This window comes from Hymenobacter lutimineralis (genome assembly GCF_008271285.1).
Classification (GTDB): domain Bacteria; phylum Bacteroidota; class Bacteroidia; order Cytophagales; family Hymenobacteraceae; genus Hymenobacter; species Hymenobacter lutimineralis.
Genome location: NZ_VTHL01000021.1, coordinates 83,713 through 94,528 on the forward strand (window position 1 = coordinate 83,713; position 10,816 = coordinate 94,528).

Consider the following 10,816-nt stretch of genomic DNA (forward strand, 5'->3'; position numbering starts at 1 on the left):
CATCTTCCGGTAAAGATACCACCGACGGCACGCTTTATAGCCGCTTGGTGTGTTAAACCATTCGCTATTCACCCATCCACACCCGTTTTATCCGTCCCTTATCCGTTACATCCGCTTTTTACATCTGTTTCATCGGCGGTCAGTGGAGCTTCTCGCCTTGCCACTGCAGGGGCGTAGCAGCCAGTGCAGCGGCATCCGCCGGACCATAGTGCTCCAGATAGTAGTTGCAGAAGCCTTTCAGCGGGCAGCGGGGACAATCGGGCTTGGCAAAAAAGCAGATGTGCTGGCCCAGCCAGTAGTTGTGCTTATGGAAGTTGAGCAGCACGTCCGCTTCCTTGGGCAATAGTTCAAGGAGCACGTGGTGGGCTTTTTCCGTGGATACTTTCGGCCCAATCATGCCTACACGCTGGGCTACGCGGTGCACGTGCGTATCTACGGGCAGCACGGGCTTTTGAAAGTTGAAGAGCAACACCAACGAAGCCGTTTTCAGCCCAATGCCGGGCATGTCGGTCAGCCACGCCAAGCCTTGTTCTACGGGCCAGTCAGCCAGGAAATCCAGCGTAAAAGCCCCTTGCTCCGCCTTGATGCGGCGCAGAATTTCCTGGATGCGCGGGGCCTGCGTATCGGGCCAGCGGGTGGTGCGAATGGCGTGGGCCAGCTCGGCCGTGGGGGCCTGCAGCACGCCTTCCCAGTCGCTAAAGGTTTCCAGCATTCGGTCGTAGGCCAGCTCCTCGTCGCGGTGGGTGGTGCGGTGCGACAACACGGTGCTGATGAGCTCCCGCATGGGCGTGCGCCGCGGAGTCGCATCGAGCAGGCCGTAAAAGTCGTTGAGCAGTAAGTGGTCCTGCCAGGCTTTTTCGGCGGGCGTGGCGGTATACGTGACGGACGAGGTAGGCATGCTGGGTTGTACCCCCGCGCCACGAGGCAGGTTACGCTGGCCTTTCTTAAACGCATAAAAAAATCCGGTGGCGCCACGGAGGCACCACCGGATTTCAGGAGAAATTTACGGGAAAGGATACCGACTAAATGTCGCCACGTTCCGCCGCCTTTTTCAGCTTTTCATTGGCGTAGATGGCAATTTCAACGCGGCGGTTAGCTTGCCGGCCTTCCAGCGTGGAGTTGTCGGCAATGGGCTGGCGGGAGCCGTAGCCATTTACCGTGAAGCGGGCGGCGTCTACGCCCTGCTGCTGGGTATAGTTCGCCACCGACTGAGCCCGACGAATGGAAAGCGGGTTGTTGATGGCGTCGTTGCCGCTGATGTCCGTGTGGCCTTCTACCAGCACATTGGTGTCGCCGTACTTGATGAGAGTTTTGGCCAGCTCGTCAATATTCTGCTGGGCCGTAGCCGTCAGCTCTGAGGAGTTTTTGGCGAAGAGGATACCAGAGTTGAAGGTAATTTTGATGCCTTCGCCCACGCGCTCAACGGTGGCGCCGGCCATTTCTCTACGGAGCTCTTCGGCCTGCTTATCCATGCGGCGCCCAATGAGGGCTCCACCAGCGCCACCCACGGCGGCCCCGATGATGGCACCCTTGGCAGTGCCTTTTTTACCACCAATGACGCGGCCCAGCACGGCCCCACCGGCGGCCCCGCCCAAGCCGCCAATTACGGCGCCTTTCGCGGTTTTACTCCACGGCTTTTTGGTAGTGGTCTGAGCTTGCGATGAAACGGTGCCTGTGAGCAGCATCAGCAAAGCCAGCAGCAGGGCAAAAGGAGAACGGTGCGTTTTCATGGAAAGAGAGTTAGGGAAGAAAAGACAATGTGAGAAAATACAGGAGGCACGGGCCGGATAGGTTGCTCATGATTTGGGGAGCTACCAGCGCCTGCTGCGGAAGTGTTTGCAACCACCTTGCCAGAAATATCTTCTCAGATAACGTTTCCAGAAAATGTGCCTTTTTAATCCAATTAAAGGCGTTTTAATAGCCTAAAATCACGTCTTATAATTGACGAGTTTCCTTCCGTTACCATAAAAAAAAGCCGCCTTATAAGGCGGCTTTTTTTTATGGTAACGGAAGAGAAATTAGAGCTTGCCTTGCTCGGCAGCCTTCTTCATCTTCTCGTTGGCGTAAATAGCTACTTCCACGCGGCGGTTAGCCTGCTTGCCTTCCACGGTGGTGTTGTCGGCTACGGGCTGCGAAGAGCCATAGCCTTTCGTGGATACGCGGGCTGCGTCTACGCCTTGCGTGATGGTGTAGTTGGCTACCGACTGGGCGCGGCGCTCCGACAGCGGCTGGTTGATGGCATCGGAACCCGAGTTGTCGGTGTGGCCTTCTACCAGCACGTTGGTGTCGGGGTACTTCTTCAGGACTTCGGCCATTTTCTGAATTTCCGTCATCGAAGCTGCGCGCAGGTCGCTCTTGTTGGTGTCAAACAGAATGCCAGAGTCGAAGGTGATTTTGATGCCTTCGCCCACGCGCTCCACTTTGGCATTCGCCATGTCGCGCTGCAGCTCTTCGGCCTGCTTGTCCATTTTGCGGCCAATCACAGCACCCGTAGCACCACCCACGGTAGCCCCGATGATAGCACCAGCGGCCGTACCATTTTTGCCACCAATGACGCGGCCCAGTACACCACCGGCTACGGCGCCAGCGCCAGCGCCAATGATGCCGCCTTTAGCCGTTTTGCTCATGCCGGTTTTACGGGCCCCCGAGCCATTGCCTTCGGGCAGGCTGCCGTCGCTGGCCGGTTTAGAAGATGCGCATGAGCCGAGGAACATTACCATGGCCATGAACAAGGAGAGAATCGAGTTACGTGAGTTCATTTGCATGAAACTTGGTGAAAGAGAAAAAAGGGAAACGGGAAATTCGGGAGTTTGGTGTGCTTACTGGTTTCAGCGGAAAAATGTTCGACAAACATAGCAAACGGCCTATACACCGCAGCCTGATGCCGCCATAGTTACGGCAGAAACCCGAAAAAGCCCTTCAGATGCGCCGTATACGCACCTGAAGGGCCCCTAATCAAAAAGCTCGCCGTTTTTTTGTCCGGCAGCTGTCAACTTATCTTTTGGCTTGGTTACTTGGCTTCAACCACCTCACGGGCAACCGGTTGCACCATCTGCAACAAATCGGTCAGCTGCTGCTTGAGCTCCTTGCGGTCAACAATGAAATCGAGGAAGCCGTGCTCCAACACGAACTCGGCGCTTTGGAAGCCTTTGGGCAGGTCCTTGCCAATGGTTTCTTTGATGACGCGTGGGCCGGCAAAGCCAATCAGCGCGCCTGGCTCCGAGATGTTGAAGTCGCCCAGCATGGCGAAAGAAGCCGTGACGCCGCCCGTGGTGGGGTCGGTGAGCAGGGAGATGAAGGGGACGCCGGCTTCGGAGAGCAGGGCCAGCTTGGCCGAGGTCTTGGCCATCTGCATCAGGGAGTAGCCGGCTTCCATCATGCGCGCCCCCCCCGATTTGCTGATCATCAGAAATGGTACGCGGTGCTGACGGGCATAGTCAATGGCGCGGGCAATCTTCTCCCCTACCACGGAGCCCATGGAGCCCCCAATAAATTTGAAATCCATGCAAGCCACTACCAGATCCTGGCCGTTCATCAGGCCATAAGCGGTACGCACAGCATCCTTGAGGCCCGTGGCGCGCTGGGTAGCGGCTATGCGCTGCGGATAGGCTTTGGTATCCACGAAATGCAGCGGGTCGCCGGAAGTTAGCTGCTCATCGAGCTCCGTGAACTGGTTGTTATCGAACAGGACCTCGAAATACTCGGCAGAGTTGATCCGGTCGTGGTAGTTGCACTTGGCGCAGGTATAAATTAGGCGCTTGTGCTCGGCCATGGTGGCTACCGTTTTACACTCGGGGCATTTGTACCACAGGCCATCCGGGGTTTCCTTTTTCTGGTCGGTGGGGGTAACGATGCCTTTTTCTACGCGCTTAAACCAAGACATGGAAATTTGCTGGGAAGTAGGTACTGGAAGCAGAGAATCGGATGGGTCCATACGTCGGAACCTCGGCCGATAGTGACAAAGGTAGCATCCAAATTACGCAAAAGCGGGAAGCCATTGCTGACTTCCCGCAGGTATTGTTTCAGGATTAATGCCGATTTGCCGCTTAGGCCAGCGTAATCGACTGATCGAGGTACACGTCCTGGATGGCGTGGAGCAGCTCTACTCCTTCGGCAAAAGGGCGCTGGAAGGCCTTGCGGCCCGAAATCAGGCCCTGGCCCCCGGCGCGCTTGTTGATGATGGCGGTGCGCACGGCTTCGTCGCGGTCGGTGGCACCTTTGCTTTCGCCCCCGGAGTTGATCAGGCCGATTCGGCCCATGTAGCAGTTGGCTACCTGGTAGCGCGTCAGGTCAATGGGGTTATCGGCCGCCAGGGTTTCGTACATGGCCTTGTGCGTCTTGCCAAACTTAAGGGCCGCGAAGCCGCCGTTGTTTTCAGGTAGCTTCTGCTTAATGATGTCGGCCCCGATGGTTACGCCCAGGTGGTTGGCCTGGCCGGTGAGGTCGGCAGAAACGTGGTAGTCCTTGTCGGCCGTTTTGAAGGCGTTGTTGCGGGTATAGCACCACAGCACCGTGGCCATGCCCAGCTCGTGGGCCCGCGCAAACGCGGCCGCTACTTCCTGCAGCTGCCGCCCCGACTCCTCGGAGCCAAAATAAATGGTAGCGCCTACTGCCGTCGCGCCCAGGTTCCAGGCTTCTTCTACCGAGCCGAACATAATCTGGTCGAACTTATTGGGGTAGGTTAGCAGCTCGTTGTGGTTGATTTTTACCAAGAACGGAATCTTGTGGGCGTACTTGCGGGCTACGGCCCCAAACGTGCCGAACGTGGTAGCCACCGCATTGCAGCCGCCTTCCAGCGCCAGCTTGATGATGTTCTCGGGGTCGAAGTACATGGGGTTGGGCCCGAAGGAAGCGCCAGCGGTGTGCTCAATGCCTTGGTCGACGGGCAAAATGCTCATGTAGCCGGTGCCGGCCAGACGGCCGGTATTATACAGCTGGCCGAGGCTGCGCAGCACTTGGGGCGGGCGGCTGGAGCCTACAAAAGAACGGTCGATAAAATCGGGGCCGGGCACATGCAGCTGGCTCTGCGGAATGGTGGTACACGTGTGCTGAAGCAGGGCTTCAATTTCGGCGCTGTGGGGAGCTACGGCAGCCATGGGTGGGAAAGGTAAAGGGTGGATAATTGGGTGAAAAACTTGGCTCAAAGATAGTAGCGAATTTTCACTGGCACAGCTCCCAACTTGGCCGATTGCGCCAACCCGGTGTAAGTAGCTACCTTGGCAATCATTCCGTGGCCTGTTCCAGGAGCCACCTACTTACAGCACTCACCTCACGCTCTCGTTGTGAAAAACACTTCCTCTGCCCTTCTCCTACTCGGCGCGCTGGCTTCGGCTGCTTTCTTGCCGGGCTGCGTAGCCTCCAAAAAATACGACGACCTCCGCGCCCGGCAGGCAGCCACGGAGCAGTCGTTGGCCACGGCCGAGCGGCAGCAGCGCGAGGCCGTGGCGGAGCTTAAAAAGTCGACGGACAGTATAAACGAGCTCCGGCTGCAAAACCGCCGCTTGGCCGAAGACTCCGCTCAAACGGGCAATGCCCTGCGCCGCACCCGCCAGCTCTACACCCAGCTCACTGATTCTTACGATAAGCTGCTGAAGAACTCGGACCGCGCCCTGGCCAACAAAGCCGACGACTATAACAAAGTAGCCCGCGACCTGGCCCGCCGCGAGGCCGAGCTGGGCGAGCTGGAAACTACGCTCAACCGCAGCAAAGCCGATATTGACAAGCTCAATGCTGACCTGAAAGTGCGGGAAGCGCGCCTGGCGGAGCTCCAGCAGGCCCTGGCCGACAAGGACAAAGCCGTAAACGACCTGAAAGCCAAGGTCAGCAACGCCTTGCTCTCCTTTAAAGCCAGCGACCTGCAGGTGAAAATGAAGGACGGCAAAGTATACGTGTCCCTCTCTGAGCAACTGCTATTCAAGTCCGGCTCCACCAAAGTAGACCCCAAGGGCCAGGAGGCGCTGAAGAAGCTGGCCACCGTGCTCCAGGAGCAGAAAGATGTGAACGTAGTAGTAGAAGGCCACACCGATAACGTACCGATTCTGAAAGGCACCGCGGGCATGCAGGACAACTGGGACCTGAGCGTGCTACGGGCCACGGAAATAGCCCGCCTCCTCTCTACCAATGGGGTGGCGCCGGAGCGCGTCACGGCCTCAGGCCGCGCGCAGTACGTGCCCGTATCAGCCAACGACACTCCCGCCAACAAGGCCATGAACCGGCGGACGGAAATCATTCTCACGCCCAAGCTCGATGAGTTGTTCCAGATCCTGGACTCCAACTCTTCCGCCGGCAACAAATAAGGCAGCGCAGCAAACAAGAAGCCCCGCTTGGTTTAGGCACCAAGCGGGGCTTTGTGTGTCAGGAACTGAAATTCTGGTCAGACGAGTAGTAGAGCGACTCCCCTATTTCAGCAAATTATGCACCGTGGGTAAAGCTTGCTGGGCCCAGAGGGCCATCTGCTTGCCCGAGTAGTGAAGCCCATCGTTGGTAAACTGGCTCATGTCCCCGGCGGCGCTGCGGGTAAGCGGAGTAATGTCGACATAGGCTACGCCGGCCTGCTGGCACTCTTCTTTCGCCACGGCGTTGAACTGGTCGATTTCGCCGGAAATCTTGTCTTGGTCGCGGCCCCTGGCAAAGGGCGAGCGGCCCCAGTCGGGGATAGATAGCACGATTACGCGGCCAGACCGCCCGCCGGCAAACGTCACGGCCGTTTGCAGCAGCTGCCGAAACTCGGTGCGGTAGGCGGCCAGCGGCAGGCCGCGGTATTGGTTGTTTACCCCAATTAATAAGGACACGAGGCCATAGGTCTTCTGCACGTTGGCGGCCCGAATGGCCTGCTGCAGCTCGGCGGTAGTCCAGCCGGTGCGGGCAATGATATCGGGGGTGAGCAGGTTCAGGCCTTGCGCTTGGGCCTGCCGGGAAAGCTGCACGCCCCAACGGTCTTCGGCCGCCGCACCTTCCCCGATGGTGTAGGAGTCGCCGAGGGCAAGGTACTCGATGCCCGGCTGCCCCGGTCCTGGCAGGGGCGTGGTGGCCGGGCCACCCGTTGGGGCGGGCGCTACGGGTGCAGAGGTGCAGCCAAAGGCGAGCAGCAGCAACAGCCCAAACAGGAAACGCATCGGTTTGCTCATGGAAGCAGAAAGCATAGACTTCTATACGCCAAAAAGGGCCGGCCTAGATTGGCCAGCCCTTTCGCTTAACTCTATCGAGCACCAGATAGTGCCGCTTACCCGATTGCCTGGGCCAGATCCTCAATCAAGTCCTCGGCATCCTCAATGCCTACACTAAGCCGGATCAGGGAGTCGGAAAGGCCCGCTTTGCGGCGTTCCTCGGCCGGAATGCTGGCGTGCGTCATGGTAGCTGGGTGGCCCGAGAGGCTTTCTACCCCGCCCAGGCTTTCGGCCAGGGAAAACAGCTGAAACTTCTCCAGGGTAGCAACGGCATCTTCTTTCCGGTCGCCTTTCAGCACAAAGGAAATCATGCCGCCAAAGTCGCGCATCTGCCGCGCCGCAACCTCGTGGTTGGGATGATCCTGGAAACCGGGCCAGAACACTTTCTCCACTTTGGGGTGGGCCTTGAGGTACTCGGCTACTTTGCGGCCATTTTCGCAGTGGCGCTGCATGCGCACGTGCAGGGTTTTCAGGCCGCGCAGCACCAGAAAGCAGTCCTGGGGGCCGGGCGTGCCCCCGCAGGCGTTCTGGTAAAAGCTCAGGCGCTGGTGCAGCTCGTCGTCGTTCACCACCACGGCGCCCATTACGGTGTCGGAGTGGCCGGCCATGTACTTGGTGAGCGAGTACATCACCATATCGGCGCCCAGCTCCAGCGGGGTTTGCAGGTAGGGCGTGGAGAAGGTGTTATCAACTACCAGCAGGGCCCCGGCTTTTTTGGCAACGGCTGAGGCCGCCGCAATGTCGATAACGTTCAGCAGCGGGTTGGTAGGAGTTTCCACCCAAATCAGCTTGGTACGTTCCGTCACGGCGGCTTCCACGGCCGTCATGTCGTGCATGGGCACGAAGTGGAATTTGATGCCGTAGGCCGCGTATACTTTGGTAAACAGCCGGTAAGAGCCGCCGTACAGGTCGTTGGTGCTGATGACCTCGTCGCCGGGCTGCAGCAGCTTCACGATGCAGTCGATGGCGGCCATGCCCGAGGCGAATGCCAGGCCATGCTTACCGTTGTCGAGGGCAGCCAAAGCATCCTGGAGCTGGCTACGCGTAGGGTTGTGGGTGCGGGAGTACTCGAAGCCTTTGTGGTCGCCGGGGGAGCGTTGCACGTAGGTCGAGGTCTGGTAAATCGGCGTCATAATGGCCCCGGTTTCGGGGTCGGGATGCACACCGGCGTGAATGGCTTTGGTTCCGAATTTCATAAGGGGGGGACTGGGGTTCGGCGGAATCTGAGGAATACTGCCACAAAGGTAGGAGGGTTTAGGCAGAGGTGCCGGGGCCGGAAAACGGCAGGAACCGAGGCCGCTATTTTCCCCAGGAAATAAGCAGGTTGCCTTTGGAATATAGGCCTCAGCTACGGTATCTTGCCCGGTTATACCTATTCACACGTTACCTATTACTGCTTGAAAAGACTTCTACTTCTCGCTACAATGGTAGGCCTGCAACTAACTACTGCGGCCGCTCCCGCTCCTGCCGATTCCGTTGACCGTGAAAAAGCCTACGTCGATTCGGTGCATGCCACCCTGCACTACCAGACCGGGCATATCGTTCTGCCCGATAACTTAGGTACGCTTGATGTTCCCAAGGGCTTCCGCTTTCTTGACGCCGAGCAAAGCAACTACGTGCTGACCAAGCTCTGGGGCAACCCCGAAGGCGGCTCCCTCGGCATGCTGCTGCCCGACGACCGGGGCCCTTTGTCGGACAACAACTGGGCTTTCGATATTGAGTACGACCCCTCGGGCTACGTGGAGGACGACGATGCCGCCGACATCGACTACGACGACCTGCTCAAGGAAATGCAGGACGATACAGAAGCCGCCAATGCCGAGCGGGAAGAGGCCGGCTTTGGGCGCGTGCTGCTCATTGGCTGGGCCGCCAAACCCTACTACGACCCAAAGCTAAACGTGCTGCACTGGGCTAAGGAGCTACGCTTCAGCGGCACCTCCGAAACTACCCTCAACTACAACGTGCGTCTTTTGGGCCGCAAAGGCGTACTCAACCTGAACGCTATTGGCAGCATGCCCCAGCTGCCCGAAATCCGCCGTACTATTCCGAGCATTATCAAAAGCGTAGCGTTTGCCAAAGGCCAGCAGTACGCCGATTTCAACCCCAGCATCGACGAAGTAGCTGCCTACGGTATTGGAGGCCTAGTTGCGGGCAAAGTGCTGGCGAAAGTGGGTGCTTTGGCCTTGTTTGCCAAGTTCTGGAAGGTGATTCTGGCGTTAGTAGCAGGTGGCTGGACGGCCATTCGTCGGTTCTTTGGCAGCAAGACCGCCGACGAATAGGCGGCCACCGTCAAGCCAAGGGCCACCACTTGCGCAGCTTTTTGCCTCGTTCTTTCGTTCTACCTTCGGGCCGGCTGTTTCCAGCCGGCCCGTTTGTATTTACGCTGCCTATGGCATTCCTGAAAGAGCTTTTTCACCAGAACAAATCCACGCTGGCCTTGCTGGTGCTACTGGCCGTCATGCCTTTGCTCGGCGACAGCGCCCTGGCCTGGGTGCTGCATCACAACCGCGAGTTGCTGGTCCACCCCACTGCCTGGCAGATGCTGCTCTACTTTATTGTAGTAGCCATAGCCATGACGCTGGCCCTCACGCACACCACCGTGGTGGTACTCATCACCGCCTTCTACTTCGACTGGGCCGGCTTCCCTGGCATGCTGCTCACCTACATGCTGGCCGCCCTGTTCGGACACATGCTGGCTACTTCCCTCGATAAAGGCAAGCTCATTCGGCTGCTGGAGAGCTTTCCCAAGGCCCACGCCGTCATGCACGAGCTGCGTGGCGACAGTTGGCGCCTAGTGTTGCTTACCCGCCTGTCGCCGGTCCTGCCCTTTGCGCTTATCACCTTTATTCTGGCGGTGGTAGGTGTGCCGCGCCGGCAGTTTCTTACGGCTTCGGTTGTAGGCATGCTGCCCCGCACCGTCTTTTTCTACTGGCTGGGCACAAAAGCCCAGGACGTATTGCTGCTGATTCAGGACCCGGAAACGGGCACGGCCGGAAAAGTACTGGTGGCCTTGCTGCTGGCTGTATCCGCCTTTGGGCTTTACTACCTGTTTACCCGGGCCCTGAAGCGCGTGCTGAAAAAGGGCGCGGAAAAAGACCTGCAAAATGACAGCTGAAATTCAGCATCTTGCAGTCTTTTTACAAAAAAAGCAGCCAAAAAGCCGCTCCATGCTTGCATAGCCCAGACTTACCCTGCTATCTTTGCACAACCAAAACGGAAAAACGTTTCCGGTCTGGCACTTGGTTGCATAGCTCAATTGGATAGAGCATCTGACTACGAATCAGAAGGTTTAAGGTTCGACTCCTTATGCGACCACAAAAAAGGCCTCTAGCATTGCGCTAGAGGCCTTTTTTATTTCCGGGTGGCAGTTTGGGCGGCACACATAGCCTAAAACGTGTTTTGACCAGGAGAATTTACCAGCGACTGTAAGGCACCTGCTTAAAGCATATTCGAATAGATTACCTTACTTAAAACGACCATTTAAGTAAACCCCTTTTCTTTTGTGATGCCTTCAGCCAAGCAGCAAGTGACCTCCTCCCAGCAAACTGGACCGCTGTAAAGTAGAGGAATCAGGCACTTGTCGTACCTTAAAACCAAGAGACACGTGCCATGAAAAAGACGAAGTTTACCGAGGCGCAGATCGTGTTTGC

10 protein-coding genes and 1 tRNA gene are annotated in these 10,816 nt (G+C 57.7%); 4 read left to right on the plus strand and 7 right to left on the minus strand.

All coding sequences use genetic code 11. The features are described 5' to 3' along the window. Window positions 1–139 precede the first annotated feature (139 nt). The 5 genes from FY528_RS17205 to FY528_RS17225 form a co-directional block, all read right to left on the minus strand. Window positions 140–898, minus strand: a complete 759-nt coding sequence (locus tag FY528_RS17205) for an endonuclease III domain-containing protein (RefSeq protein WP_149072264.1) — start codon at window positions 896–898, stop codon at window positions 140–142. A gap of 124 nt (window positions 899–1,022) precedes the next feature. Continuing rightward, window positions 1,023–1,730, minus strand: a complete 708-nt coding sequence (locus FY528_RS17210) for a YiaD family glycine zipper/OmpA-like lipoprotein (protein ID WP_149072265.1) — start codon at window positions 1,728–1,730, stop codon at window positions 1,023–1,025. 288 nt (window positions 1,731–2,018) lie between these two features. Further along, on the minus strand, window positions 2,019–2,759 hold the full coding sequence (locus tag FY528_RS17215; protein WP_232066412.1) for a YiaD family glycine zipper/OmpA-like lipoprotein: 741 nt from the start codon (window positions 2,757–2,759) through the stop codon (window positions 2,019–2,021). A gap of 251 nt (window positions 2,760–3,010) precedes the next feature. Continuing rightward, entirely contained in the window at window positions 3,011–3,883 is an 873-nt protein-coding gene (gene accD, locus FY528_RS17220; RefSeq protein ID WP_149072266.1) for an acetyl-CoA carboxylase, carboxyltransferase subunit beta, read from the minus strand. A gap of 163 nt (window positions 3,884–4,046) precedes the next feature. Further along, window positions 4,047–5,096, minus strand: a complete 1,050-nt coding sequence (locus tag FY528_RS17225; RefSeq protein WP_149072267.1) for a class I fructose-bisphosphate aldolase — start codon at window positions 5,094–5,096, stop codon at window positions 4,047–4,049. A gap of 186 nt (window positions 5,097–5,282) precedes the next feature. Between FY528_RS17225 and FY528_RS17230 the strand changes: the two genes are divergently transcribed. Beyond that, the gene (locus FY528_RS17230) at window positions 5,283–6,296 is read left to right on the plus strand and encodes an OmpA family protein (protein ID WP_262384045.1); all 1,014 of its coding nucleotides are present in this window, start codon (window positions 5,283–5,285) and stop codon (window positions 6,294–6,296) included. 102 nt (window positions 6,297–6,398) lie between these two features. On the opposite strand, the gene FY528_RS17235 is transcribed toward FY528_RS17230, so the two are convergent. Further along, complete coding sequence (locus FY528_RS17235) at window positions 6,399–7,127, minus strand: SGNH/GDSL hydrolase family protein (RefSeq protein ID WP_262384046.1); 729 nt, start codon at window positions 7,125–7,127, stop codon at window positions 6,399–6,401. Window positions 7,128–7,222: 95 nt separating this feature from the next. Beyond that, window positions 7,223–8,362: a cystathionine gamma-synthase gene (locus tag FY528_RS17240; protein WP_149072268.1), complete on the minus strand. Its 1,140-nt coding sequence runs from the start codon at window positions 8,360–8,362 to the stop codon at window positions 7,223–7,225. A 228-nt stretch (window positions 8,363–8,590) separates the two neighbouring features. On the opposite strand from FY528_RS17240, the gene FY528_RS17245 reads away from it, so the two are divergent. The 3 genes from FY528_RS17245 (at window position 8,591) to FY528_RS17255 (ending at window position 10,481) form a co-directional block, all read left to right on the plus strand. Further along, window positions 8,591–9,445: a DUF2167 domain-containing protein gene (locus tag FY528_RS17245; RefSeq protein ID WP_149072269.1), complete on the plus strand. Its 855-nt coding sequence runs from the start codon at window positions 8,591–8,593 to the stop codon at window positions 9,443–9,445. Window positions 9,446–9,555: 110 nt separating this feature from the next. Continuing rightward, window positions 9,556–10,281 (plus strand): TVP38/TMEM64 family protein, encoded by a 726-nt coding sequence (locus FY528_RS17250; protein ID WP_149072270.1) that lies wholly within the window; start codon window positions 9,556–9,558, stop codon window positions 10,279–10,281. Between the two features lie 126 nt (window positions 10,282–10,407). After that, a tRNA-Arg gene (locus FY528_RS17255) sits at window positions 10,408–10,481 on the plus strand. Window positions 10,482–10,816 lie beyond the last annotated feature (335 nt).